The sequence below is a fragment of the Bdellovibrionales bacterium genome, from assembly GCA_041662785.1.
Taxonomy (GTDB): Bacteria; Pseudomonadota; Alphaproteobacteria; order UBA9219; family UBA9219; genus UBA8914.
On sequence record JBAZRW010000002.1, the window covers coordinates 89,240 to 114,717 of the forward strand.

Sequence of the window (25,478 nt, forward strand, 5' to 3'; positions counted from 1 at the left end):
AGGTGGATAAGGCGTGGTTAAAGCATTCTTTCATAACGGGTTAAAGGCCTTGTCGCGTTGGCTGACCCCGCGCGTTTTGCCGTCAGGGGGCGGCGGGAAGCTGTCGCGTATGCGCCGCATGTTCCAAGGTCTTGCCGTGATGACGGCGCTGGGCATGGTGGCGGTTTTTGCCCCTTATTTTGCCGGCGACCTTGCGGGCATGATTATCGGGGGGCTTTTGGCCGCCTCGCTTTTGGGCATGTCGGCCGCCGTGTGGTGGCAGATCAAGCACTCCCATGATGATGCGGCGGAAGAGGTTTTGCTGCGCGAGGCCTTCCATAGCATGCTCACCCCCCAATTGATCACCGATCAAAAGGGCGACATTGTGATGGCCAGTCGTGCCTTTCGCGGCTGGATTGATTGGGGCAAAGAGCCGGTGATGGAGGCCCTGACGACGCGGTTTGGTGCGACGGCGGAAAGTCGGCAGAAGTTTAAGCAGATTCAGGACACCTTGAAAAAGGGGCAGTCCGTTATTGTGGATCTTCCCGTCATGCGTGGTCAGCGCATGGTCGAATGGCGCCGCATTGTGGCAAGGCCTATTGATGGGAATAATCGCTATTATCATTGGCGCTTTGAGGACATTAGCGAAAGCCGCCGCATGGAACGCGCCATGCGGGACGAGCAAAACAAATTGATCGATTTTATGGCGCGTGCGCCTATTGGTATCTATTCCGTCGATCAACATGGCCGTTTCCGCTTTGTGAATGAAACGTTGGCCGATTGGCTGCAAGTCACGCCTGACGATCTTGTGAAGGGCGACGTTCGGATTCACGACATATTGAAGGATGCCCCCGATGGGGCGGCGGCTTATGCCATTGCGGCGGGCGCTCAAGGAGAAACGCGGGGCGAAGTGATCTTGCGCCGCCGCGATGGTACGCTCTTTCCTGTGGCTGTTACCCAAACAGTTGTGCCTTCCGAAGACGGCAAGGCCCTGCGCACGCGCTCGGTCGTGCGCGATCTCTCGCCAGAGCGCGAATGGCAAATGGCGCTTTCGCTTTCCGAGTATCGCTTTCAACGCCTGTTTGCCGAAGCGCCGATTGGTGTCCTTCTTTTGGATGCCAATTTTATCGTGATGGAATGCAATCAGGCGTTTTTGACGATTGCGCGGCGCAAGCGCGAGGCCACGATTAGCCAGCCGATAGCCGAACTGGTCGCGCAACAAGCGCGTAAGGAGTCGTTGGATATTCTTGCTCAGGTTCTCTCTGGCGCGGACATGACCAAGCCGATTGAAGTCCTCCTTCAGGCGGATCGCGATATCATCGTGCATGTGTTTGCCAAGCGTTTTGGCGACGCGACGCAGATCGAAGGCGAAGGCGGCGGCGATGGCGGCTTGATGCTCTATTTCATCGATGTGACAGAGCAAAAGCGCATGGAAATCCAGTTCGCCCAGTCGCAAAAGATGCAAGCCATCGGTCAGCTGGCGGGCGGCGTCGCCCATGACTTCAACAATTTGCTCACGGCGATGATCGGCTTTTGCGATTTGCTTCTTATGCGCCACAAACCGGGCGATCAAAGCTTTACCGATATTATGCAGATCAAGCAGAACGGCAACCGCGCGGCTAACCTTGTGCGCCAGTTGCTTGCCTTCTCGCGTCAGCAAACCTTGCAACCCAAGGTTATCAACATCGTCGATGTGGTGTCTGAGCTTACGGCGCTGTTGCGCCGCCTAATTGGTGCACAGATACGCCTCGATATGTTCCATGGGCGTGACATCGGCCTTGTCAAGGTTGACCAAGGCCAGCTAGAGCAAGTCGTGATCAATCTTGTGGTCAATGCGCGTGACGCCATGACAGACGGTGGTGCGGTCACGATCACGACGGCCAATCATATCCAAAAAGACCATGTCCTGCGCGGGCAGGACGATATGCCACCCGGACGCTATGTTTTGATCAAGGTGGAGGATACCGGCTCAGGCATTCCGTCGGAAATCATTCCGCGTATTTTTGATCCTTTCTTTTCGACGAAGGAAATCGGCTCTGGTACGGGGCTTGGCTTGTCCACTGTGTACGGCGTTGTGCGGCAAACAGGCGGTTTTATCCATGTGGAAAGCGCCGTGGGGCGTGGCACAATCTTTACGGTTTACCTGCCAGTGTTGGCCGAGAATGAAAGCCAGCGCGTCACCGATGTGACGGATGAGAATGCCGAGGAAAAACCCGGCCCCGATTTGACAGGCGCGGGCACGATCTTGCTGGTTGAGGACGAAGACGCGGTGCGCGTGTTCTCAACCCGCGCGCTGAAGAACAAGGGCTATAACGTCCTTGAGGCGCGCAGCGGCGAAGAAGCCTTAGAGATTTTGGAAAAAGAAGGCGACAAGATCGACCTGACAATCACGGATGTCGTGATGCCCGAGATGGACGGGCCGACACTCTATAAACATATGCAAGGAAGATGGCCCAAGATGAAGGTTGTCTTTGTGTCGGGCTATACCGAAGACCGCCTGCGCGAGCAATTTAAGTCGGGCGAGGTCATCCACTTCCTTGGCAAGCCGTTCTCCCTCAAGCAACTCGCCAGCAAGGTCAAAGATCTGCTGAGCGAAGGGGCGTAAAGGTATGTCCGCACTCGCCCAAACCGATAAGCTTTTTTTTGAGGCCGCGTCATTGGATCGCGGCAAGGTTGAGAGCCTTGTCAGTGACACGCTTATGGGCGCAGACGATGGTGAGTTGTATCTTGAATACGCGCAATCCGAAGGCATGGTGTGGGACGATGGTAAGCTGCGCACGGCCAGCTATGACACCACGCAAGGCTTTGGGCTTCGCGCCGTGTGTGGTGAGACGATTGGCTTTGCCCATGCCGTTAATCTGGATGAGGAAACCTTGCGCCGCGCCGCATCATCCGTGGCGGCGGTGAAGGGCGGCTATGCGGGTGAGCTGGCACTGCCCCCCATCGGCACAAACCGTCACTTGTATGGCGATGATAATCCTCTTTTGTCTAAAACTTTTGAGCAGCGCCTTGTGCTGTTGCAAGAGATCGACGCCTATGTGCGCGCGCGTGATCCCCATGTCCATCAGGTAAGCGTTTCGCTCGCTGCGACGTGGCAGGCCGTGCAGATCATCGGCGCGGGCGGGTTTCGCGTGGCAGACATTCGCCCCCTTGTGCGTCTCAATGTTTCGGTTGTCGCCAAGCAGGGGGATCGCATGGAAAGCGGCGCACGCGGCGCGGGCGGGAGGCTTTCCTATGACCATCTGTTTGATCCAACGCAGTGGCAGGGTATGGCCGATGAGGCGTTCCGCAAGGCTCTTGTGAACCTTGACGCTGTTGAAGCGCGGGCGGGTGAGATGACGGTGGTGGTTGGCGCGGGCTGGCCCGCCGTGCTTCTTCATGAGGCTATCGGCCACGGCCTAGAGGGCGACTTTAACCGCAAGAAGACCTCGGCTTTCGCGGGGCTGCTGGGGCAGCAAGTGGCGGCCAAGGGCGTGACCATTGTGGATGATGGCACGCTGGAAAACCGGCGCGGCTCCATTTCCATTGATGATGAGGGCACGCCGTCCCAATGCACGACGTTGATCGAGGACGGGAAGCTTGTGGGGTATATGCAAGATCGCCTGAACGGGCGGCTGATGGGCGGCGCATCAACGGGCAACGGGCGGCGCGAGAGTTTCGCGTGCCAGCCGTATCCCCGCATGACCAACACGATGATGCTAAAGGGCAGCCATGTGCCCGAAGAGATTATCGCTTCGGTTGATCGCGGCATTTACGCCGCCGACTTTGGCGGCGGGCAGGTAGATATCACCTCTGGCAAGTTTGTTTTCTCGGCAACCGAGGCTTATGAGATTGAGGGCGGCAAGATTGGTCGTCCCGTCAAAGGCGCGTCGCTTGTCGGCTCCGGTTTTGAGGTTCTCAAGAAAGTGTCGATGATTGGCAACGATGTCAAACTGGACACGGGCGTCGGGACTTGTGGCAAGAATGGCCAAAGCGTCCCCGTGGGCGTGGCGCAGCCGACCTTGCGGATCGATGCCATGACGGTCGGCGGCGCAAGTGTGTAGGTGAATAGGATTCAGCATTCAGGATTTAGGATTTAGGATTTAGGATTTAGGATTTAGGATTTAGGATTTAGGATTTAGGGAAGTGTTGCGTCACCCTTTTTCCTTTACCGTCATCGCGAGCGACTGTAAGGAGCGTGGCGATCCAGCTGCCGAGCGTCTGCGAGGCCGAAGAGTCATTTGCGCGGCAGACGCCGCGCAGCTGGATTGCTTCGTCGCATTCGCTCCTCGCAATGACGAAATTGAGGAAAGGGGAAACCCCTCACTTTTTGCCCCTTTTATAGGCAGTTTTAAAAGGCCCCGTACGGCGCTTGTGATGAGCGCTGAATAGGGGTAAAATCCTAGGCCACACAGGTAGCGGAGGCATCAGAATAACGCGTCAGCGCTTATCTAAACGCGTGTACGACCCCTTCTATAAGTGATTTTCCCCAACACCCAAAATGAGGGCCCGTTTTTGCCCCTATTGCCCCGCTAAAACGCCCATGACGGCGGCGGCGCTGGCGGCACTGGCCTCGACGTCATAGCCGCCTTCCAACAGCGCTATCAGGCGGCCTTGGCACTTGCGCTTGGCCATGTCCAAAAGGTCGCGCATAAGGGTCGCATAATCCTCTGTTTCCAGATTCTGCGAGCCCTTCGGATCGTCCTTATGCGCATCGAAACCCGCCGACACAAGAAGAAGGTCAAAGTCCTCCGTCTCCAACCGCGCCATCGCTTTCTCGCGCCACTGCGTCAGCCATGCCTCACGCGGTGTGTTGGGTGGGAAGGGGATATTCAGGATGTTGCCTGCGCCGACCTCATCCGCATGACCCGACTCCGGCCATAACGGCAGTTGGTGAAGACTGATAAAAAAGACGGACGTGTCTTTTTCAAAAATCGCCTGCGTGCCGTTGCCGTGATGTACGTCAAAGTCAACAATGGCGATGCGCTTCAGCCCATGCGCTTTCTGCGCATGACGCGCCGCGAGGGCGATATTGTTCACCGCGCAAAAGCCCATGGCTTTGTCCGGCATCGCATGATGACCCGGCGGGCGCGTCAGGCAAAAGGCGTTATCGGCTTTTCCCGTGACGACTTCATCCACCGCCTGCAAGGCTCCGCCGACAGAGCGCAAGATAGCATCGCCAGAGCGGGGGCACAGAACGGTGACCTCACCCGCATCGTCGTCCGAAGTCACTTCGTTGATTTCGATAGGGCAGTAGCCACTTGCCGGAACCGACATAAAAACAAAGTCGATGTAAGCGGGCGTATGGGCCAGCAACAGCGCCGCACGATCCGCCAAGGGAGGTTCTTTCCACACAATAGTTGGATCGGGGAGGGCGCGCAGCGCCTTGACTATGGCCGTGATCCGCGCCGCACGTTCCGAGTGTCCCTTGCCCGGATCATGCGCTTCATTGTCGGGATGGTAAAAGCAGAGTGTTGTCATGGTTCGTTCTCCTTAATCGGCCGGTTTAGTAAGGTATACCCCTTCCACTTCAAGAGCTGGGGAAATTGGGCAAGATAGTCAAAAGAAAACGGGATCCCCGCTTTCGCGGGGATGACGCGTATAGGATTAAATTAAAACAAAAACCCCGTCATGCCCGCGAAAGCGGGCATCCCGTTTGTTTTGTTCCAATGACCACCTCTTGACCGGTATTGGGTATAACAAAATAATCTTTCTTCTATCGTCATCCCGCTGACCCTGCTTCGCTCTGACGAGCTTCGCAGGGCCGAAGCCTGGCCCGACGAAGCTGCGGAGCAGCGCAGACGGGAAAGCGGGATCCAGCGCCGCGTGTCAACGCGGCATAAGACGCAAAAAACTTCACAATAGCGCTTGTTTTTCATTTTTAACTCATACGCTCGCTATCGCTCGCGCTGGATTCCCGCCTTCGCGGGGATGACGATAGGTTTCTCTTATGGCCCATAAACCAACTCTTCAGGTGCGGGGGGGGAATGACGACAGCGGACAAAACATTCCTTTATGACTTTCCATGCGTTCATGGTTAATGACAACGAAGATGCGTTGTCAGATCGCGGTTGCCGTAACGGCAGGCAAGCTTGTGAAGTGCGGAATCGTGTAAGCTTCTGACGATCATCTTGTCCTCACCATAGGCTAACGGCTCAAACCCCGCTTGTTCGATAACGGGATTAAGCCATTCCTTTTGCCTATCGGCAAGAGTGATATCCGTATGGCCCAGCAGATTCCTTTTGTGCTGAAGGGGCGTGAATTGGCGCAGGAGGCTGGAAGCAATCTGCGGATCATTGCCTTGCGCGTAAAGGCTGCTGATATGCAGGCCGCTAACAATGCGGAAGGTTGAAAAGCTGCGATAGGCCGAGGCCATGCCAACAACGTTGCCCTCATGCCCGCTCTTTGTCGTTTCTGTTGCGACGATAAACAAGGGGTCTTCGTCGTAGGCTTTGTGGCTCAAAAGCTTTCTTTGCCCTTCATGGGGAGGCATTCCTTGCTCTTCTAAAAAAGAGATCAGTGGCCTATAGTTGCCAAAGCTAATTTTGCGAAAGGCTAGCCCAGAATCTGTGTCAGTTTCCTGTGCGTTAAGGTTGGGGACTTGGCCTTGCCGCCATGTGTGTTGGTCATTGTGGCTCATGGCCCCGTGAGATGTATAGAAGTCTTGCGCCACCGTGTTATGAGCCGCGCATTCCCATGCGACATAGTTAAACCTTCTCTTTAGAGCCACTTGCGCCAACGTCGCCAAGGCGAACGATCCCGCGCCACGGCCGCGCTCGCGCTTTGTCGTGACAATATCTTCAAGATAGAGGCCCGCGCCACGCCCGTTATGGGCGGCGTAATAGGTCACGGCCGTCAACGGCACAGGCTGCCATGGAATCGTCGTGTCCATCACAAGAAAGGCCTCGCATTGTCTGTGGCGGGCGATGGCATCGAAAAGCGCCTCAGCCTCGTGCTCTCTTTCCTTAGCGGCGGGGGAAAAGGCATGCTGTTCGGCTTGCTCTTGGATCAGATCGTAAAAGGCCTGTTCCCAAAGCTTGGCGAGTGGATGAGGTTCAAGATTTTGCGCATAAAGAGGAAAGGCGGCTAAATTGTGGGCATGGGCTGACATAGGATAAAACTCCCGATAAACGGATTAAAGGTATTCTTTTGTTTTTTGGTGGGGGAGGCTGGTGCGGAACGTCAACGCTAGGCAGCAGCCAAAATATAAAAAGGCCTTAGGCCTTTTTGTGTTTCAAAAAAGGCTTTATCTGTAGAGCAAAAAGGGCGCTGTTCGTGACCATAGAAGAAACCTACAGATTTCCTGTGCGCCTTACAACAGAAAAAAATAGTTTCAGGCGCTACTTGTTTTTATCAAGGACAAGCTTGTAGCCCTTATAGTTTTCTTGTTCTAAAAAACGCGCCACGCGGCCAATGGTTGTGACGCTGACCCCCGTTAATTGATGAATGGCGCGATAGGATAATCCGCCTTCATTGAGCAAGCGGGCAACCCACCAACGCTCGGCCATGTCCGATAACTCTTTGGGGGTGCAAAGGTCATAAAAAAAGCGGCGGCAGTCGTCTTCATTTTTTAATGTCATGAAAGCCGCGAAAAGCTCTTTTTCTATCGATTCCTTTTTGGGCTTGTTGGCAGCGTTGCTGCCTGAGCGCGTATGATGGGTTTCGGACATGACGAATCCTTTGAAGGTGTGCTAAAGGAAGCATAGCACCCCCAAAAAGGTGTTACCACCTTTCCGTTCCACCTTGATTTAAGCAGAGCTGTTCCATGTTTTTTCCTCCTGATTTGGCTCCCAACTTTATGGCCGCTCTGAAGCCCATTTGGGAGGCGGACTACCCCGATCATATCAAGCTGCGCGGCTTGTGGAGCATGCTCAGCGGTCTGCAAGGCGCGGTGCTGGGGCAGCATCTTTTGCATCGCATCGGTAATAAGGTTTTTGCGGGGCCGTTTCGCGGGATGGAGCTTTCTGCCGCCATGATGAAAAACCATCTGCCGCCGCTCTTGCTGGGAACCTATGAATGGGAGCTGCATGACGCTGTTGAGGCGGTCATCGCAAAGCCCTATAAAAACATTGTCAATATAGGCTGCTCGCAAGGTTATTACAGCGTTGGCTTTGCGATGCGGATGCCGCAAGCGACGGTTTATGCCTATGATAAAGATGACGCGGCGCAGGCCGATTGTAAGGCTTTGGCGGCCCTTAACAACGTGGAAGATCGCGTGATCGTGGGGGGCGCTTTCGCGGATGAGGCCTTCAGCCAATTCGCGGGTGAAGAAACCTTGGTCTTTATGGATATCGACGGAGCCGAGCAAGACCTTCTTGATCCTGAACGGTTTCCCGCGCTTAAAAAGATGGACGTGATTGTCGAGCTGCATGATGGCTTGCAGGCCGATTTATCGACCGTTATCCCCTTGCGTTTTGCACCAACGCATGATGTGCGCGTGATCCCCAATGCGGCCTTTAGTTTCCCGTTGGATAAAATCCTTGGCCCCGATTACGTTCCCGACCATTTCGACAATCTTTTGGCGACGTGGGAGGGTCGTGTCGGCCCAACCCCTTATGGCGTCTTTGCAAGAAAGTAGTTTAATATCAGTTGGGTATCCTGTTTTTGGGTCGTGGAGCAAAAAGAACAAAAAAAGAACTTGCCAGCGCGTATGGACGAGGGTAGGATGAGAACAAAGCAGAAACAGAACGATTCGAACCAAAAGGAAAAAGCTATGGCCTCCAAAACCACCACAACCCTTCATGTCGTCGAAAAAACCCATCAGGATCCCGAACGCCAAAAGGCCTTGGATGCCGCACTCAGCCAGATTGAGCGCGCCTTTGGCAAAGGCTCGGTGATGAAATTGGGCTCGCAAGAGGGGGTTGGGGAAACCGAAGTGATCTCGACGGGGTCACTTGGTTTGGATATCGCCCTTGGCATTGGTGGGTTACCACGGGGCCGCGTGATCGAAATCTATGGCCCTGAAAGCTCTGGCAAGACGACGCTGGCTCTTCACGCCATCGCGCAAGCCCAAAAGAATGGCGGCACATGCGCCTTTGTGGATGCGGAACATGCGCTGGATCCGTCTTATGCGCGGAAGCTGGGCGTCAATATCGATGAGTTGCTGATTTCGCAACCCGATGCGGGGGAGCAGGCTCTTGAGATTGCCGATACGCTTGTCCGGTCGGGCGCTATTGATATTCTGGTCGTGGACTCCGTTGCCGCGCTTGTGCCGCGTGCCGAGTTGGAAGGCGAGATGGGGGACTCCCATGTTGGCCTTCATGCGCGTTTGATGAGTCAGGCCTTGCGTAAGCTGACGGGTTCTATCTCGCGCTCGAACTGTATGGTTATCTTTATCAACCAAATCCGCCTGAAGATCGGCGTGATGTTTGGTAATCCCGAAACGACGACGGGCGGCAACGCGCTAAAATTCTACGCCTCCGTTCGCCTTGATATTCGCCGCATCGGCGCGATTAAAGATCGTGACATGGTCGTGGGTAACCAAACGCGCGTCAAAGTTGTCAAAAACAAAATGGCGCCGCCGTTCCGCGTTGTTGAATTTGACATCATGTATGGTGAAGGCATTTCCAAGCTTGGCGAGCTTATTGACTTGGGTTCTCAGGCAGGCGTCGTCGAAAAGTCCGGCGCTTGGTTTTCTTATGACGGCGTTCGCATAGGGCAGGGGCGTGAGAACGCCAAGCAGTACCTGCGCGACAATCCCGAAATGGCGGCGTCCATCGAAAGCAAGGTTCGCGCCAACGCCGGTCTTGTGGGCGAGGCGATGCTGAAGGGCGTGCCAGAACACGATGAAGTGGAGGGTTAAGAGAGCGTTTTTCCACTTAACTTCTTGATTGTAGTAATCATATGGCGTTAAGAGAAGTGCGCTTTTCTATTCTTTCCCGTGTAAGCAAGGCTTGAAAAGAAAACAGCAGGGATGGGCTTGACTCGTGGCGCAAGGACACTATACTGCGCGCCTCGGCTCTTTTGTGTGGGAGCCGAAGCCCCTGTTTCGTCTTAGCGATTCTTTTGTCATCTTATGACGGGTTTTGCGCGACTTTGAAGAGGAACGCCTCGGCCACCAATCGTAAGGTTAGGTGATCGGGTCGTTTTTGCGTTGATTGAAAGCTTTTTTTGATCGACTTCTTTGATGGACTGGGGTGATTAACACAAAAGAAAAGAGTGGGTCGTTTTTGATTTTTGGATCGAGAGGGGCCTTATGAGGCTGGGAGCTTCCTTTGCCTACCGCAAGGTGGATAGTAGGATGCGTTTGAACCGGTCGTTTTAAACTGAGGAGAGCCACGTGGCCCGTATTGCAGGCGTTAACATTCCGGCTGGTAAGCCTTTGCACATTGCATTGCGTTACATCTATGGAATTGGTCCGACAAACTCGCTAGAGATTTGCGGCCGTATTGGGATCGCTCCCGAAAAGCGCGTTAATCAATTGACTGAAGCTGAGCTTCTTCGTATTCGCGAAGACATCGATAAAAACTACAGGGTCGAAGGCGATTTGCGCCGCGAAGTGTCCATGAACATCAAGCGTCTGATGGATTTGGGCTGCTATCGTGGTTTGCGTCATCGCAAGGGACTGCCGGTTCATGGCCAACGCACGCACACCAATGCGCGTACGCGTAAAGGCCCTGCCAAGGCAATCGCTGGCAAGAAGATCGCAGCCCGTAAGTAAGGGTTGAGGCTTTTACCTGTTCGCTTTGCTCCCTAGCGAAGTATCGATGACATCAAAAGAAAATGGATTTAAAAAATGGCTGCAAAAGATCAAAAGGGCAAACCCGTCGCCCGCACGCGTCGCCGCGAGAGAAAAAATATTGTTAGTGGCGTCGCGCATGTGAATGCAAGTTTCAACAACACCATCGTGACAATCGCGGATGCCCAAGGCAACACGATCGCGTGGTCGTCTTCGGGGCTGATGGGCTTTAAGGGCTCGCGCAAGTCAACCCCTTATGCGGCGCAGATGGCGGCTGAGGACGCAGGCAAGAAAGCCATGGAACATGGCGTGCGCACAGTTGAAGTTGAAGTGAAGGGGCCTGGGTCAGGCCGCGAGTCGGCGCTACGCGCCCTTCAATCGGTTGGGTTTACAGTCACAACCATTCGTGACGTGACACCCATCCCCCACAATGGTGTTCGTCCCCGTAAGCGCCGTCGCGTTTAAGGGTTTTGTTGTTTAGTCGTATTTTTTACTCGAACCAATGAGGTCGATCCGTGTTGCAAAAGAATTGGAAAGCGCTCATTCAGGCCAGCAAACAAGTTGCCGTTTCGGACACGCCGAACCGTTATGCTTCTTTGGTGATCGAACCGCTTGAACGCGGCTTCGCGCTAACGCTTGGAAACTCTCTGCGTCGTATCTTACTGTCCTCGCTGCAAGGCGCGGCGGTGACGTCTATTCAAATTGAAGGCGTGTTGCACGAGTTTTCGTCCGTTCCGGGCGTTCGTGAGGACGTGACCGACATCATCCTTAACGTCAAAATGCTCGCCATCGATATGCATGCCGAAGGCATGCGCCGGATTCGTTTGCATGCCGAAGGGCCATGCGAAGTGTTGGCCGGTCAAATTGAAACGGGCGCAGACGTTGAAATCATGAACCCTGATCTTGTGATCTGCACGCTTGATAAGGGCGCTCACTTGAACATGGAAATGACCGTTGAAACGGGCAAGGGTTACATCCCCGCCTCGGCGCTTCGCAAAGAAGACACGCCCATCGGTTTGATCCCTGTCGATGCGCTGTTCAGCCCCGTTCGCAAGGTTGCTTATAAGGTTGATAACAGCCGCGTCGGGCAGGTCACCGATTATGACAAGCTGACGCTTTCGGTTGAAACCGATGGCTCGATCACGCCGGAAGATGCCGTGGCCGTGGCCGCGCGTATCTTGCAAGACCAGCTGCAACTCTTCATCAACTTTGAAGAGCCGCGCGCTGCTGTGCCGCAAGAACAAGCCGTTGGCGATCTGCCGTTTAACCGCAACTTGCTGCGCAAGGTGGATGAGTTGGAATTGTCCGTTCGCTCGGCCAACTGCCTGAAGAACGATAACATCGTTTATATCGGCGATTTGGTTCAAAAGTCGGAGAGCGAAATGCTTCGCACGCCGAACTTTGGCCGTAAGAGCCTTAACGAGATCAAGGAAGTCTTGCAGCAAATGGGCCTCGGCCTTGGGCTGCAGATTCCTAATTGGCCCCCCGAGAACATCGAGGATTTGGCCAAGAAGCTTGAAGAGCCTTTCTAAGGGGGATTCAGCATTCGGCATTCAGGAATGAGTGACGAATTGTTTTCTGCCGGTTCTGGGTTCAGGTCGGCGGAGCGCGTAATCGGTTCCTGCAGGAGCGCCATGGGGGCGTAGCACAGGAGCCACATCATAAAGGGAGAACGCTATGCGTCACGGTATTAAAGGTCGTAAACTCAACGTCACAAGCAGCCATCGTCAAGCGATGCTCGCCAATATGATGTGTGCGCTGATCAAGCACGAACAAATCAAGACAACGCTTCCTAAGGCGAAAGAGCTTCGCCCTGTCATCGAAAAGATGATCACGATTGGCAAAAAGGGAACCCTTGCGGCTCGCCGTCAGGCCTTTTCTACGCTGCGTGATGACGCGATGGTCACCAAGTTGTTTTCCGTTCTGGCCGAACGCTATAAGACACGCGCGGGTGGTTATACGCGCGTTTTAAAGGCGGGGATCCGTTACGGCGACGCGACGACGATGGCATTCATCGAGTTTATCGATCGCGACCTTGAAGCTAAGGGCAAAGACAGCGGCCCCGTGATCGTCAAGACAGACGAAATGGACACCGAGGCGGCGGAATAAACCAAAGCTTACCGTTTATAACTTTAGAGAAGGGGCCTTCGAAGATGTTCAACAAAAATATCGGGAAGGCCCCTTCTTTTTTTCTGTTACTCGCGGGGATTGCTTTGCTTGGCGCGTGCAGCGCAGCGCCCCAGAAGACAACCTCCTACACCAGCTCAAGCGGCGCGGTGATGCTGCTGGATAACGACAAAGAATCCTGCACGCGCTCGTGCAATGCGGACTTTGATCGTTGCAGTGAAAGCAGCGCGGCACAAAGCCCCGTAGGCCGTGGCCAGATGACGGGCGTCTTCGGCGCTCAGGCCGATTGCAAAGCCTCCCTTAAGGATTGCTTCTCCCGTTGCAAAGCGCGGTAGAGCCGCTTGCGAAAGGCGACCCTCATGTCATCTGGCATTATTAAACAAAGCGACAAAATCGGTATCATTGTATCGATTATAACCGCCGCAGTTTATGGCCTTTATCCTGCTGCCGCGCGTGGTGCGTACGCTGATGGGGCGAACGCCATCTTTATCGTGTTGATGACAACATCGGTCAGAGCCCTTTTAATGGCCACGTTCTGTCTGTTGAAACGCAAGCCCCTTTATCAATCCAAAGATGATCGCAAGATGGCGTTAATCGGCGGCTTTTGGCAGGCTGTTTCCGTTATCGGGATTATCGGCGGGTTGGCTTATCTTTCTGGCCCTATCGTTCTCGTTATTGTCTTTACGCATACGTTGATGCTTCTCTTTTTTATGGCGTGGCGGCGCGAAATTAAACTTGACGCTGTGACGTTTGGCTCAACGGTGGCCGCGCTTATCGGTCTTGCGTTCGTTCTTGATCTGTGGAGTGCACAAACGCCTTCGCATTGGGAAGGTGTGGCGCTCGCTTTTATGGCGGCTATTGCGACGGCCAACCGCCTTTATATCTATGGCCGCCAAATGAAATCGCGCAATCCGGCGGTTGTCGGGGCTGAGACTTTTATCGTGACGACCGTCATCTTGATCCTCATCGCGCTTTTCAAAACGCCTGTGATGCCCGAGACAATAAGCGGGTGGGGCTGGGCAGTTTTGTGCTCCCTCTCTTTGGGAACGGCCAGTTTTGGCATGTTCTATGGCATTGCGCTTTTGGGGTCTTTCCGGTGGAGTTTGTTTGCAAAGATCGAGCCCATCTTTACAGCCCTTTTCTCTGTTTTGTTTTTAAGTGAGTATTTGAAGGCCTATCAGTATCTTGGCATGGGGTTGGTTCTTGGTAGTTTGATTGTTTATCAAATCATCACGCATCGTGCTGCCCTAAAAGAAGCCATTCTTGAAGGGCAGGGCTGACCCCTTTTGTGGGCGGTAGTATATTACCACAACCTTTTTCTTGGCTTGAAAGCTTATTTATTGTTGACTCGTGCGCGTTAAAAACGTAAAGGACACCCCTGAAGAGGACATCTCTTGGTATTTTGCCATGGGAAGGTTCGCACGTAATATGCCTGAAAGGTACGATCAATGGCTGGAAAAACAAGTTTATCAAAGCGGAGCGTTCAGACGAAGAGCTTTGCTGCAAAACATGGCGAAGTCGAAAAGAACTGGGTTCTTTTCGACGCCGAGGGCGTTATTTTGGGTCGTTTGGCGGCGGTTGTCGCGACGATCTTGCGCGGCAAGAACAAGCCGACCTTTACGCCTTCTGTTGATTGCGGTGACAACGTCATCATCATCAACGCCGAGAAGATTGCTCTGACGGGCAACAAGGCGACGGACAAGCCTTTCTATTATCACACCGGCTTTCCTGGTGGGATCAAGTCGCGCACGCCTGCCGCTATCTTGGCGGGTAAGTACCCAGAGCGCGTGATCGAAAAGGCCGTTGAGCGTATGTTGCCAGGTGGGCCTTTGGGTCGTCGCCAGTTGGGCAACCTTAAGGTCTATGCCGGCACAGAGCATCCGCACGCAGCGCAGACCCCCAAGACGATTGATTTTGCCGCCGCTAATCCCAAGAACAAGAGGACAAAGTAATGGCCACGACTACTCGCAAATCTACCCTCACAGGGATCAAGGCCGCCGTGACTGAAGCTGCGGCTTCGGCTCCGGCTCAAGATGAAGTTGTGGCTGTTAAGGCCGCTGCTGATGAAGCGCCCAAGCATGAGCGCAAGGTCGATGACTTTGGCCGCTCCTATGCGACGGGCAAGCGCAAGAATGCGATTGCTCGCGTTTGGATCAAGCCCGGAAATGGCAAGATTTCGGTCAATGGCCGTGACGTCGCCGTTTACTTCGCACGTCCCGTTTTGCAAATGATCGTCAACCAACCTTTCTCGGTTGCTGATCGCGCCGGCCAGTTCGACGTTGTTTGTCTTGTGAACGGCGGTGGTTTGTCAGGGCAAGCGGGTGCTGTTAAGCACGGCATTTCGAAGGCCTTGACGTACTTTGAGCCTGCGCTTCGTGCGCCACTCAAGGTTGCCAAGTTCCTGACACGCGACTCGCGCGTTGTTGAACGTAAGAAGTATGGTCGGGCTAAAGCTCGTAAGCGATTCCAGTTCAGCAAGCGCTAAAAAACGTTTGCCCCACTTGGGCACACAAAAGAAAAAGGGAGCCGCAAGGCTCCCTTTTTTTGTCGGACGCGAACATTATCCGCGCCGCCATTTGCGGGCATAGTCGTCGATGAGCCAGCCTTGGAATTTGGTGATGCCAAGTTCCACGCCCGCCTTCAGGGTTTGATCGCTGTCACAATGATAGAAAATAATCTTCTCACGCGGGGCGTGCATGATGGATTCTCGAATAAGAGGGTATTTAAAAGAAACAGCATGATCGCGTGAGGCTTTGATCTTGATAAAATCGACGTTCAGGCGCGTAAAGTTAAAGAAGCCAATCATATCGGGCGTTACGCCATCAATGGCAACATTGTAGCCTTCCTGATGCAGCGTTTCGAGAGCGCTGAGCGATTGAGCAAAGTCTTGCAGTAAATCCCCGCAGTGAACTTCAAACCCGATCCTTGCGCGCGCGGCGCGTGGAATACGGTGTGTGAATTGCGCAAAATCAACGCCTAAAATGGTCTGTAACGACAGGTTGAGGCTCAGGTTCATGCCGCTGACGGAGTCGTAATTGATGGTCAGGGCTTGAAGCAAGCTTCTGTCCAGAACGTGGCACAAATCTAAAAACAAATGGCGGGGCTGTTCGGCATCGATGTGGGGAAAGAAGCGTTGTTTGACTTCTTCAAGCCCGATGTAGGATTCATCGAAAAGAACCTTCCAGCTACGATCTTTTTGAATCTCGTAAACGGATTGGGAGCGGATAAAGGGGCATAGATCGATTTCTTTGACAAGGCGATCAATGAGGTCAACGGTCCATGCCGTCAGTGGGCCTCGTGCTGCCTCGCTTTGGAGAAGTCGCGAGGGCGAGTTTTCATCTTCGTCGCTTTCACCTGCGCGTGATTCATTCACATAGTGGTTGGCACGTTCACGCAGCAGCGCATAGTCTTGCGGCAGGTTAAAGAGAACCGTGAATTTGGATGTATCATCCGGTGCGACGCCGTTAGGCAGGGCCACCATCATGGCTTGATGGGGAAACGTCTTGGCAAGCATCGTGTCGGGCCAGATCAGAAAAACATCGCCGTTTGACATTTCGGCGTAAGTTCCTTTTTGAGCCAAGGCCAAAGCTTGAAGCCTTCGCTGCGCGTCTCTAAGCGGGCCACGCCCGCTGTAATCTTCTGGAATGGTAGATAAAAGGACGTTGGCGACGAGATGAGGCGAATTCAGGCGATGCAAACGCCGAATGCGCAGGATGAAATCCTGCTCAAGGACTAGGCTCGTTGCCGCTGTGCGGCTGTCTTCGGCGTCCCATACTCTCATGCTATTATTTTTACCATAGAAAGAGATAAATTCTCTTTAAGAATGACGTAATTCTCTAAATAAATCATAAAAATCAACCCCTTCATGCTGCATCTGCGAAATGCATTCTTTAAAGTAAGGTTATTAAATAACGTTCTTCTGCTTTGTTTTTGAAGGGTTTTCTTATTTTGAGGCTTTTGCGGTTTATTCTTGGTCAAATAAACCTTTGGGCTGCGGCAAACAGGCAACAATCCCATAAAAATAGTTCTGCTGCAGTTGGTTAGAACCCATGAAAGCAAAACAAGGCCTTCTTTTTCGCCCAAGAGTATGGCATAAGGTTTCATCATCAAAACGAGGGATGGGATCCCCATACAGCGGCCTTTTCGTGGCCGTCTCTTTTTGTTCACAATCGCATTACAGGAGCAGTTCCATATGACCTTATCGCTTGCCTCTCCAAGCATCGCTATTCTTGTCGCCAATGGTTTTGACGAAAACCACATCACCGCTGTCCAACGGTCTATGACCAAGGAAAAGATGACTTACAAGATGATTGCGCCGGAGCAGGGCTTGGTCAATGGCTGGCAAGATTCGACATGGGGGCATTATTTTACCGTTGATGAGTCCATTTCAACGGCGATGGGGTCGGATTACGATCTTTTGGTTCTTGTTGGCGGTGAGCGTGGCGTTGCAAAACTGAAAACCAATTTGCATACGCGCCGTATTATCAATCATTTCCTTGAGGCGGGGAAACCTGTCGCCGCGATTGGATCGGGCGTTGACCTTTTGACACTTTCTCCTAAAAGCGCTGGCCTTTCCGTTTCAGGCTTTTCGGGCGCGGCAGAAGAGTTGCAAGCGGCCCAAATGGTTGTTAGCGAAGAGGACGTGTGCGTTGATGGCGCTGTTTTGACAGCCAAGGACTCCCAAATCGAGGGGTGGCTTTCTGCCCTTATGGGGCAGGTGGCTCAAGCCCAACTGGCTCAAAAAAACGAAGACGAGGCCGTGGCCGCCTAATCGCGCGGCATCGGCCTATCGTTGAATCCGCCGCCACAGATAGTTGCGAATACGCCGATAGTCTTTCTTCGATAAGTCTTGCAGCGAGGGAAGCTCAAACACATCCTGCAATTCTTGCCGTAGAATCCTTTCATTGATTTTTTCTTGCCGCGCCGCATAGAAAACGAGGGCGTCGAGTTCCACGCGTTCATAGCGCGTGATGGGATTGTGCGATTCCCCGATATAGCTGGTGAGGGCAGCGCTGCCGATAGCGGCGGTCACAGCGGCGACGCATACAGCCTTCATGGTTTTTTTTCTAGCGCTTGTTTCGTTTTCGACTTCTTTATAAGAAGCTGTTTCTTGGGTCGCTGTCTGCCGCAACATTTCATGTGCTAAATAAATGATGTTATCGCTGTCATCACTCATAATTCTATCCTTTCAATAAAAGGGTGGCACTATCGAAATAACGTCTCTCTTCAGAATTCACATCACAAACAAAACTTAAAGGCCCGTTCAAAACAAGTGTCAGCTCTTGCTGCCTGAACGGCGGCGCAGCGTGTCATAGGTAACCAACTGGTTGATCGTCGGCGTGATGTCGGCACGCGGATTCTTGAAGGCTGGTTTTTCTTTGATCGTGCGGAAAATCGTGGTCGCCATGGCCGCGAAATCCCGTGGCTTGAGCGGCTGTTTCTGTTCTTCCGCCGTCTCTTGAAGGCGGGCGATAATTTCCGTCAGCAAGTTCAAATCTTCCTGCGCCATAGGATCGCCGCCAGCAGATCCATCGGCAAGAGGGCTGCCCCCCATCAATTGAGCAGGGGTGACTTCCAAGGAATGCGCCAACGCCTCAATGGTGTCATAGCGAGGATAGCGCGCACGGCCATCCAGCATATCGCGCACAGCTGTTGCGTTGAGGCCTGACTTGATCGACAGGCGTCGAGGATTGAGATTTCTGGCGGCCATAAGGGCCTTCAGGTTTTCGATCCAGTGAGGCGGTTCTTTATCTGATTTCTTCATCATGGCTTTAATTCCTAAAGAAAGGGATATTTCCTGTCAAGGTTTCTTTCGTAGCGGCCTATTTCCTTAAAAAGCCGCCACGCCGCAAAGCTTCCAATTTTTCGGGGGTTTCCGCAAGCTCTGAGGAGATCATCCCTCCGGCGGTAGCGCCCATTAATTCTTCAGCCGCATTCTCCAAAAGACTCTTTGCGTCGCTATCGACTTCTAGCGCATCGCGGACAAGGCCGCAAAGGGCGAGATAAGCTTTGGGTGATAATTCTACAAGCACGATATATTCCTTTTATGTTTGGTTGTTGATGATGTGACCAACAACGCTCTTGTGGATAGAATAAACTAAAATTCGGAAAGTGAAAAAACTTTCATCACTCTTTTTTTCTTCTAACATGATGAAAATTCAGTCTAAATACCCATTAGGGGTAAGAACTTACCCTTTTTAGGCAGGTGGTCTTTTTTTTAGCCTTCGGTGATTCCCGTTCGCGAGATTCGGATGTCGCGATGTACCGAGATGCTCAGCAAGACACCGCACCCGAACAGCAAGGTCATCATGGCCGTCCCGCCATAGGAAACGAGCGGCAAGGGGATGCCGACGACGGGAATAAGGCCCGTGACCATCGCGACATTGACGAAGACATAAAGGAAGAAGCTTGTCGTCAAGCCAAAGGCGGTCAGGCGGGCGAATTGGCTGCGGCTTGTCAGCGCGATCATCACCCCATATACCAGCAGCATAAAATAGAGCGCCAGCAAAGCGACCGCGCCAACCATGCCAAACTCTTCGGCCAGCACGACGAAAATGAAATCGGTGTGCTTTTCAGGCAGGAATTGCAGTTGGCTTTGGCTGCCCATGCCAAACCCTTTGCCAAACAAACCGCCAGAGCCTAGCGCGATCTTGGATTGGATAATGTTATAACCCGTGCCTAGGGGATCATTATCGGGATGGACGAAGGTGAGCAGGCGGTCTTTCTGGTAATCGTGCAAATGGTTCCACGCATAAGGCAAAATAAGGGCCGCTAGAGCGATCACAATCATGAATTTCCACCATCTTACGCCTGCGACAAAGAAGATAGAGCCGCTGGCCAACGTCAGAAGCAGGGCTGTGCCAAGGTTGGGCTGTAAAAGAACGAGGCCAACGGGGGCTAAAACCATCAAAAGGGGAGGGATGAGCATGGCGGGGCGGCCAATCTCGTCAAGTTCTAGCGAGTGAAAATACTTGGCGAGCGCCAGAACGAGCGCGATTTTCATCAGCTCTGATGGCTGCAGGACGAAAAACCCAAGATTGATCCAGCGTTGCGCCCCCATGCCGACATGACCCATGATTTCGACGACAATTAACAGAAAGAACATAAAGCCAAAAAGGGGATAAGCGGCGCGAAGCCAAAACCGAATATCAACCAGCGCTAGGCATAGCATCAGGCAAAAGCCCAAGGCCAAGCGAATGGCTTGGGGGGCAGCCCATGGCTCCCAGCTCTTCCCGCCTGCGGAGTAGAGGAGGGCGATGCCCGTCAGGCCGATAAGGGCAATAATCGCCACAAGCCCCCAATTGATAAGGTGGAGCTTGTCGGTCAGGCTCATGTGTTCGGCGCTGGAAAGACGGGACATGGGGGCTAATAAACCGTGTAAAAGGATGGTGGTGGCATAGACCAACGGATATAATTAATGACACATGGACGGACAAACCCCCTTTCGTCATCCCGCTGACCCTGCTTCGCTCTGACGAGCTTCGCAGGGCCGAAGGCTAGCCCGGCGAAGCTGCGGAGCAGCGTAGACGGGAAAGCGGGATCCAGCGCCGCGCGTCCGCGCGGCGTAAGACTCTTATGCGCCGTGGACACGGCGCGACTGGATACCGGCTTTCGCCGGTATGACGCTAAAGGAAAAGGCTTTCCATAAGAGTCAGTATTTATGGCCGTTGGTATTAGGCCATAGTTATGACCTGTAAGAACCCTTGGCGTCAAGAATCGTGAGCTTCAAGCCTTGCGCGGGAGGCTTAGGCCCTATAGATTTCCCTAACATTCTCTTTTTTCTTGATTCTCATAAGGTGGGGCTCCGATGAAGGCTGCTGTTGTTGTATTTCCGGGATCCAATTGCGACCGTGACGCGGCGCGGGCGCTTGAGCTTGCCACGGGGCAAAAACCCCACATGGCGTGGCATGGCGATGCGGCGATGCCCGATGTCGATCTGATTGTTTTGCCCGGTGGGTTCTCCTATGGCGACTATCTGCGTACGGGCGCGATGGCCGCGCATTCCCCCGTGATGCGCGAGGTTGTGGCGCGGGCGCAAAAAGGCGTGCGTGTGATCGGCATTTGCAACGGCTTTCAGATTTTGTGCGAGTCTGGCCTTGTGCCGGGTGTTTTGCTGCGTAACACCAGCTTGAAGTTCGTGTGCCGCTCGGTGCGATTGAAGGTGGAGAATAACACCACCGATTTCACGAAGGGCTACGAGCAGGGGCAGACGGTGGCCATTCCTGTCGCGCATGGCGAGGGTAACTATTTCGCCGAGGCCGAGACGATCAAGAAACTGGAAGGCGAGGGCCGCGTGGTGTTTCGCTATCTCGACAATCCCAACGGCTCGATGAACGATATTGCGGGTATCATGAATGAAAAGGGCAACGTGCTGGGCATGATGCCTCACCCCGAGCGCGTGGCCGAGCCTTTGCACGGCTGCACCGACGGGATCAAAGTGTTTGAAAGTTTGCTGAAGGCGGTAGGGTAGGGGAAAGCATTCAGGATTCAGCATTCGGCATTCAGGGGATAACGATGATCAATCCCCCCCTGTCATTGCGAGGAGGCCGAAGGCCGACGCGGCAATCCATCTCCCCAAAGAACGCAAAGGGATGATGGTTGAGAGTTTAGGAGATGGATCGCCACGCGCCTTTGGCGCTCGCGATGACGGATAGAGAGAGCGGGAAAACAAAAATGGCAACACGAGGTAAGACAACACCGTGAATAAGCTTTCATCCCTTTTGCTGATGGTCGTGATTGCCGTGGTGGCGTCTTATGGAACCATGCGGTTTGTTGATCGTGGAATCTTGCCGACCGCGCAAACCGCTGCCAAAGAAAGCGCATATGATCGCGTGATGCGGACTCAAGCCATTCGGTGTGGGTATATTGTTTATCCGCCAGAGACAATCAAAGATCCTAACACAGGGAAATTGTCGGGAACGATTGTTGATACAATGGAGGAAGTTGGCCGTCAGCTTGGTTTGAAAATCGAATGGACGGCAGAGGTTGGTTTTCAGGACATGTTTGAAGGACTTAAGAACGGTAAATATGATGCTCTTTGTGCTGGCCTTTACGAAAATCCGGATAGGGCTAAAGCCGCATTATTTTCTGTTCCCTTTAACTATGGGGCAACATATGCGCTCGTCCGTGCCGAGGATAAAAGATTCGACGCGTCTCTTGATGCTATCAATGATCCTGACGTTAAAGTCGCCCAGATAGACGGTGAAATGGGTCAGTTTATTGTGCGAGAATCTTTCCCCAAAGCCGGACAATACTTGCTGCCAACGCTAAGCGATATTTCTATGGAGCTTGAGGCGTTGGCAACACGGAAAGCGGATGTCGTTTTTATGCAAGTCGGGCCTGCGCGGGGTTATATGCAGAACAATCCTGATAAGATAAAGGTTTTGCGCAAGGTTCCGGCTCGCGCTTTTCCAGCACCTTTGATGGCGTTTGCCCGTGAAGAACATGACTTGAAGTTTATTGTTGATGCGACATTGCGCGCTTTGCACGAAAATGGATTTGTTGAACGGACTCTCCGCAAATATGATCCAAACTTAGATTCTTATAAGCTGGTCGCCAAACCCTATGCGGAGTGAAAGGTTCTTATATCAAATGGCAACGCATAAAAGGAAAACCCTATGACTAAGCTTTCATCCCTTTTGCTGATGGTCGTGATTGCCGTGGTGGCGTCTTATGGAACCATGCGGTTTGTTGATCGTGGGAATCCTTCTGTTTCGCAATCCGCCGTCAAAGAATCAACCTATGACCGGATTATGAGAACCCGTACCCTTCGGTGTTCTTACCTTATTTGGCCTCCCTATATGAACCGCGATGTGACGACGGGGAAGCTGTCAGGCGTTTATTATGACCTTCTTGAGCGCATGGGGAAGGATTGGGCGGTAAAAATAGATTGGGTTGAAGAAGTTGGTGCTGCCAATAGGTTTGAGGGGTTTAAAACGGGACGCTATGATCTTTTATGTTCCCCTACTGGTGGAACGGCGGAGCGTACCGCTGTTAGCGATTTTTCGATCCCTTTTGTCTATGAGTCCTTTTATCTTTACGCTCGTGTTGGGGATACGCGCTTTGACAATTCTTATGAGAAACTGAACGATGAGCATATGACCCTTGTGACGCAAGATGGTTATATGGGAGCGATCATCACAAAATCCGAGTTTCCAAGGGCAAAACTTTCTTCTTTGCCGGAGCTATCATCCAATATTGAAATTTTGACAAACGTTGAAATGGGGAAGGCGGATGCCGCTGTGTGCGATGCGTCGATGGGGTATGATTTTATGAGAAATAACCAAGGCAAAATTAAGCGTGTGAGCGGCCATCCTCTTCGCGTTGCTGGTGAGACAATACCCTTTCCTATCGGCGAGGATAGATTGCGCTCTAAGATCAACACGACGTTGACGTACTACCTTGATTCAGGCGTGATTGAGAAGATTTTGACGGCCAACGGCCTTACTGCAGATAAAGTTTTGCGCGTCGCCAAACCCTATGCGGAATAATTGTTTCTTACAACACGAGGAAAACACAATGACCATCAGCCCCGAAATTGACAAGCTTATCGCCGAGCACAACATGGCGCGTGACGAATACGCGGTTCTTCTGAAAGTGTTGGGGCGGGAGCCGACCGAGGCCGAGTTTGGCGTCGTTGCCGCGATGTGGTCAGAGCATTGCTCATACAAATCCACGCGCGTTTGGCTGAAAACTTTGCCCACCACGGGGCCTCAGGTTATCATGGGTCCGGGCGAAAACGCGGGCGTCATCGACATCGGTGACGGTCAAGCGGCGGTCTTTAAGATGGAGAGCCACAATCATCCGTCCTATATCGAACCCTATCAGGGTGCGGCGACGGGCGTGGGCGGCATTCTTCGCGACGTGTTCACGATGGGCGCAAGGCCGATTGCGAACCTTAACGCGCTGCGCTTTGGCGCGGTTGATCATCCCAAGACTCGCTCGCTGATCGTGGGCGTTGTGGCGGGTATTGGCGGCTATGGCAACTGCGTGGGCGTGCCCACCGTGGGCGGCGAGACGAATTTTCATGCCAGCTATAACGGCAACAATCTTGTCAACGCGATGACGGTTGGCCTTGCGGATGCTAAGCGCATCTTTACCTCGGCGGCGGCGGGCATTGGCAACGCGGTTGTGTATGTCGGCTCAAAGACGGGGCGCGACGGGATCAAAGGCGCGACGATGGCGTCCGGCGAGTTCAACGCGAATGCGGAAAGCCAGCGCCCCACGGTGCAGGTCGGCGATCCGTTCACGGAAAAGCTGCTGATTGAAGCGTGCCTTGAGCTGATGAACACCGAGGCCGTTGTTGCTATTCAGGATATGGGCGCGGCGGGCCTCACGTCCTCCGCCGTTGAGATGGCGTCGAAGGGCGGCCTTGGGATTGAGCTTGATCTGGATAAGGTTCCGCTTCGCGAAGAGGGCATGAGTTCCTACGAAATCATGCTATCCGAAAGCCAAGAGCGCATGCTCTTTGTTCTCAAGCCCGGTCATGAAAAAGAAGCCGAGGATATCTTTAAGAAATGGGAGCTGGATTACGCCGTCATAGGCAAGCTCACCGACACGGGGCGCATCGTTTGCCTGCGTCACGGCAAGGTTGATGTGGATATTAAGGTTGATCCTTTGGTTGAAAGCTCGCCCGTCTATAACCGCCCCTATGAAGCGACTCCGGCGCAGCCCGCCCTGAACGCGGCGGATTATCCTTTCCCTGCGGGGCAGACTCCACTTTCGGTTTTGAAGACAATGATCGCAACGCCAGACCTCTGCTCACGCCGCTGGATTTGGGAGCAGTATGATTGCCACGTCGGCACGAACACGGCGCAGTCTTCGGGCGGTGATGCCGCCGTGGTGCGTATTGAGGGCACAACGAAGGGCCTTGCGATGTGCGTCGATTGCTCGCCGCGTTACTGCGCCGCCGATCCCGTTATGGGCGGCAAGCAAGCAGTAGCCGAGACGTATCGCAATATCTCGGCGGTTGGCGCAAAGCCCCTTGCGATTACCGACAACATGAACTTTGGCAATCCCGAAAAGCCGCGCATCATGGGGCAATTCGTCGGTGCGTGCGAAGGGATGAAGGAAGCGTGCATCGCGCTTGATTATCCCATCGTGTCGGGCAATTGCAGCCTTTACAATGAAACGAACGGCCAACCGATCCTGCCCGCGCCCGCTATCGGCGGCGTTGGCCTGATGCCCGACGTGGCCAAGATGATGACGGTGGCCTTTAAAGGCGAGGGTGAGAGCATCCTTTTGATCGGCGAGACAAAGGGCCATGTTGGCCAGTCTTTGTACCTGCGTGAAATTCATGGGAAGGAAGAGGGCGCACCGCCACCCGTCAACCTGACGGCAGAGCGCCGCCACGGCAAGTTGATCCGCCAGTTGATTGAGGACGGTGAGATTACGGCTTGTCATGATGTGTCTGATGGAGGCCTTCTGATTGCGTTGGCCGAGATGGCTTTGGCGGGGGATGTTGGTTTCAAGCTTGACGCGCCCGCTGCCGATGCCGGTTTCTGGTTCGGCGAGGATCAAGCGCGTTACGTCGTGACAACCCATGATCCTGACGCCTTATTGGTGAAGTGTGAGGACGCGGGCGTGCCCTGTATGCTCCTTGGCTTGACGGGCGGGGACAAGGTTGTTTTGGGCGCGGAGGCCGTCGATTTGGCGTGGCTGCGCGATTTGCACGAAAGCTTTCTGCCAGACTATATGGAAGGGTGAAGGACGTGCG

General features: G+C 53.5%; 26 protein-coding genes. 17 read left to right on the top strand and 9 right to left on the bottom strand.

What is annotated here, in order from left to right; all coding sequences use genetic code 11:
• Nucleotides 1-13 precede the first annotated feature (13 nt).
• Both WC612_02820 and tldD read left to right on the top strand, forming a co-directional pair.
• Nucleotides 14-2,584, top strand: coding sequence for an ATP-binding protein (locus WC612_02820; GenBank protein ID MFA6279709.1), 2,571 nt, complete (start codon nucleotides 14-16; stop codon nucleotides 2,582-2,584).
• 4 nt (nucleotides 2,585-2,588) lie between these two features.
• Nucleotides 2,589-4,022, top strand: coding sequence for a metalloprotease TldD (gene tldD, locus WC612_02825; GenBank protein MFA6279710.1), 1,434 nt, complete (start codon nucleotides 2,589-2,591; stop codon nucleotides 4,020-4,022).
• Nucleotides 4,023-4,479: 457 nt separating this feature from the next.
• Here the strand turns inward: tldD and WC612_02830 are convergent, their stop codons facing one another.
• The 3 genes from WC612_02830 to WC612_02840 form a co-directional block, all read right to left on the bottom strand.
• Nucleotides 4,480-5,439, bottom strand: a complete 960-nt coding sequence (locus WC612_02830; protein MFA6279711.1) for a histone deacetylase family protein — start codon at nucleotides 5,437-5,439, stop codon at nucleotides 4,480-4,482.
• A gap of 556 nt (nucleotides 5,440-5,995) precedes the next feature.
• Nucleotides 5,996-7,069: a GNAT family N-acetyltransferase gene (locus WC612_02835; GenBank protein ID MFA6279712.1), complete on the bottom strand. Its 1,074-nt coding sequence runs from the start codon at nucleotides 7,067-7,069 to the stop codon at nucleotides 5,996-5,998.
• Between the two features lie 229 nt (nucleotides 7,070-7,298).
• Entirely contained in the window at nucleotides 7,299-7,628 is a 330-nt protein-coding gene (locus WC612_02840; GenBank protein ID MFA6279713.1) for a YerC/YecD family TrpR-related protein, read from the bottom strand.
• Between the two features lie 95 nt (nucleotides 7,629-7,723).
• On the opposite strand from WC612_02840, the gene WC612_02845 reads away from it, so the two are divergent.
• The 10 genes from WC612_02845 (at nucleotide 7,724) to rpsI (ending at nucleotide 15,248) form a co-directional block, all read left to right on the top strand.
• Nucleotides 7,724-8,536, top strand: a complete 813-nt coding sequence (locus WC612_02845) for a hypothetical protein (protein ID MFA6279714.1) — start codon at nucleotides 7,724-7,726, stop codon at nucleotides 8,534-8,536.
• Nucleotides 8,537-8,671: 135 nt separating this feature from the next.
• Nucleotides 8,672-9,760 (top strand): recombinase RecA, encoded by a 1,089-nt coding sequence (gene recA, locus WC612_02850; protein ID MFA6279715.1) that lies wholly within the window; start codon nucleotides 8,672-8,674, stop codon nucleotides 9,758-9,760.
• Nucleotides 9,761-10,237: 477 nt separating this feature from the next.
• Nucleotides 10,238-10,618: a 30S ribosomal protein S13 gene (rpsM, locus tag WC612_02855; protein ID MFA6279716.1), complete on the top strand. Its 381-nt coding sequence runs from the start codon at nucleotides 10,238-10,240 to the stop codon at nucleotides 10,616-10,618.
• 75 nt (nucleotides 10,619-10,693) lie between these two features.
• Nucleotides 10,694-11,101 carry a 30S ribosomal protein S11 gene (rpsK, locus tag WC612_02860; GenBank protein ID MFA6279717.1) on the top strand — a complete coding sequence of 136 codons (408 nt, stop codon included), beginning with the start codon at nucleotides 10,694-10,696 and terminating at the stop codon, nucleotides 11,099-11,101.
• A gap of 50 nt (nucleotides 11,102-11,151) precedes the next feature.
• A complete protein-coding gene (locus WC612_02865; GenBank protein ID MFA6279718.1) occupies nucleotides 11,152-12,168 on the top strand; it encodes a DNA-directed RNA polymerase subunit alpha in 1,017 nt (338 codons plus the stop codon).
• A 145-nt stretch (nucleotides 12,169-12,313) separates the two neighbouring features.
• A complete protein-coding gene (gene rplQ, locus WC612_02870; protein ID MFA6279719.1) occupies nucleotides 12,314-12,745 on the top strand; it encodes a 50S ribosomal protein L17 in 432 nt (143 codons plus the stop codon).
• Nucleotides 12,746-12,789: 44 nt separating this feature from the next.
• Complete coding sequence (locus tag WC612_02875) at nucleotides 12,790-13,098, top strand: hypothetical protein (protein MFA6279720.1); 309 nt, start codon at nucleotides 12,790-12,792, stop codon at nucleotides 13,096-13,098.
• 24 nt (nucleotides 13,099-13,122) lie between these two features.
• Nucleotides 13,123-14,043, top strand: a complete 921-nt coding sequence (locus WC612_02880; protein ID MFA6279721.1) for a DMT family transporter — start codon at nucleotides 13,123-13,125, stop codon at nucleotides 14,041-14,043.
• A 168-nt stretch (nucleotides 14,044-14,211) separates the two neighbouring features.
• On the top strand, nucleotides 14,212-14,715 hold the full coding sequence (gene rplM, locus WC612_02885) for a 50S ribosomal protein L13 (protein ID MFA6279722.1): 504 nt from the start codon (nucleotides 14,212-14,214) through the stop codon (nucleotides 14,713-14,715).
• 89 nt (nucleotides 14,716-14,804) lie between these two features.
• Nucleotides 14,805-15,248 (top strand): 30S ribosomal protein S9, encoded by a 444-nt coding sequence (gene rpsI / locus WC612_02890; GenBank protein MFA6279723.1) that lies wholly within the window; start codon nucleotides 14,805-14,807, stop codon nucleotides 15,246-15,248.
• Nucleotides 15,249-15,323: 75 nt separating this feature from the next.
• Here rpsI and WC612_02895 read toward each other — a convergent pair whose 3' ends face one another.
• Complete coding sequence (locus tag WC612_02895) at nucleotides 15,324-16,544, bottom strand: EAL domain-containing protein (GenBank protein ID MFA6279724.1); 1,221 nt, start codon at nucleotides 16,542-16,544, stop codon at nucleotides 15,324-15,326.
• Nucleotides 16,541-16,894 (bottom strand): hypothetical protein, encoded by a 354-nt coding sequence (locus tag WC612_02900; GenBank protein ID MFA6279725.1) that lies wholly within the window; start codon nucleotides 16,892-16,894, stop codon nucleotides 16,541-16,543. Before WC612_02900 ends, WC612_02895 begins: the two co-directional genes overlap by 4 nt.
• Nucleotides 16,895-16,955: 61 nt before the next feature.
• Between WC612_02900 and WC612_02905 the strand changes: the two genes are divergently transcribed.
• On the top strand, nucleotides 16,956-17,534 hold the full coding sequence (locus WC612_02905) for a DJ-1/PfpI family protein (GenBank protein ID MFA6279726.1): 579 nt from the start codon (nucleotides 16,956-16,958) through the stop codon (nucleotides 17,532-17,534).
• 15 nt (nucleotides 17,535-17,549) lie between these two features.
• Here WC612_02905 and WC612_02910 read toward each other — a convergent pair whose 3' ends face one another.
• The 4 genes from WC612_02910 to rodA all read right to left on the bottom strand — a co-directional run bounded on the left by WC612_02910 (nucleotide 17,550) and on the right by rodA (nucleotide 20,123).
• Entirely contained in the window at nucleotides 17,550-17,939 is a 390-nt protein-coding gene (locus WC612_02910) for a hypothetical protein (GenBank protein ID MFA6279727.1), read from the bottom strand.
• A 99-nt stretch (nucleotides 17,940-18,038) separates the two neighbouring features.
• The gene (locus WC612_02915) at nucleotides 18,039-18,530 is read right to left on the bottom strand and encodes a helix-turn-helix transcriptional regulator (GenBank protein ID MFA6279728.1); all 492 of its coding nucleotides are present in this window, start codon (nucleotides 18,528-18,530) and stop codon (nucleotides 18,039-18,041) included.
• Between the two features lie 55 nt (nucleotides 18,531-18,585).
• The gene (locus tag WC612_02920; protein ID MFA6279729.1) at nucleotides 18,586-18,795 is read right to left on the bottom strand and encodes a hypothetical protein; all 210 of its coding nucleotides are present in this window, start codon (nucleotides 18,793-18,795) and stop codon (nucleotides 18,586-18,588) included.
• 185 nt (nucleotides 18,796-18,980) lie between these two features.
• Nucleotides 18,981-20,123: a rod shape-determining protein RodA gene (rodA, locus tag WC612_02925; GenBank protein MFA6279730.1), complete on the bottom strand. Its 1,143-nt coding sequence runs from the start codon at nucleotides 20,121-20,123 to the stop codon at nucleotides 18,981-18,983.
• Between the two features lie 447 nt (nucleotides 20,124-20,570).
• Here rodA and purQ point away from each other — a divergent pair, with 447 nt between their 5' ends.
• The 4 genes from purQ to purL all read left to right on the top strand — a co-directional run bounded on the left by purQ (nucleotide 20,571) and on the right by purL (nucleotide 25,468).
• Complete coding sequence (purQ, locus tag WC612_02930; protein ID MFA6279731.1) at nucleotides 20,571-21,233, top strand: phosphoribosylformylglycinamidine synthase subunit PurQ; 663 nt, start codon at nucleotides 20,571-20,573, stop codon at nucleotides 21,231-21,233.
• Between the two features lie 229 nt (nucleotides 21,234-21,462).
• Nucleotides 21,463-22,338 carry a transporter substrate-binding domain-containing protein gene (locus WC612_02935; protein MFA6279732.1) on the top strand — a complete coding sequence of 292 codons (876 nt, stop codon included), beginning with the start codon at nucleotides 21,463-21,465 and terminating at the stop codon, nucleotides 22,336-22,338.
• Between the two features lie 42 nt (nucleotides 22,339-22,380).
• Nucleotides 22,381-23,253 (top strand): transporter substrate-binding domain-containing protein, encoded by an 873-nt coding sequence (locus WC612_02940; protein MFA6279733.1) that lies wholly within the window; start codon nucleotides 22,381-22,383, stop codon nucleotides 23,251-23,253.
• Nucleotides 23,254-23,281: 28 nt separating this feature from the next.
• Nucleotides 23,282-25,468 carry a phosphoribosylformylglycinamidine synthase subunit PurL gene (purL, locus tag WC612_02945; protein MFA6279734.1) on the top strand — a complete coding sequence of 729 codons (2,187 nt, stop codon included), beginning with the start codon at nucleotides 23,282-23,284 and terminating at the stop codon, nucleotides 25,466-25,468.
• Nucleotides 25,469-25,478 lie beyond the last annotated feature (10 nt).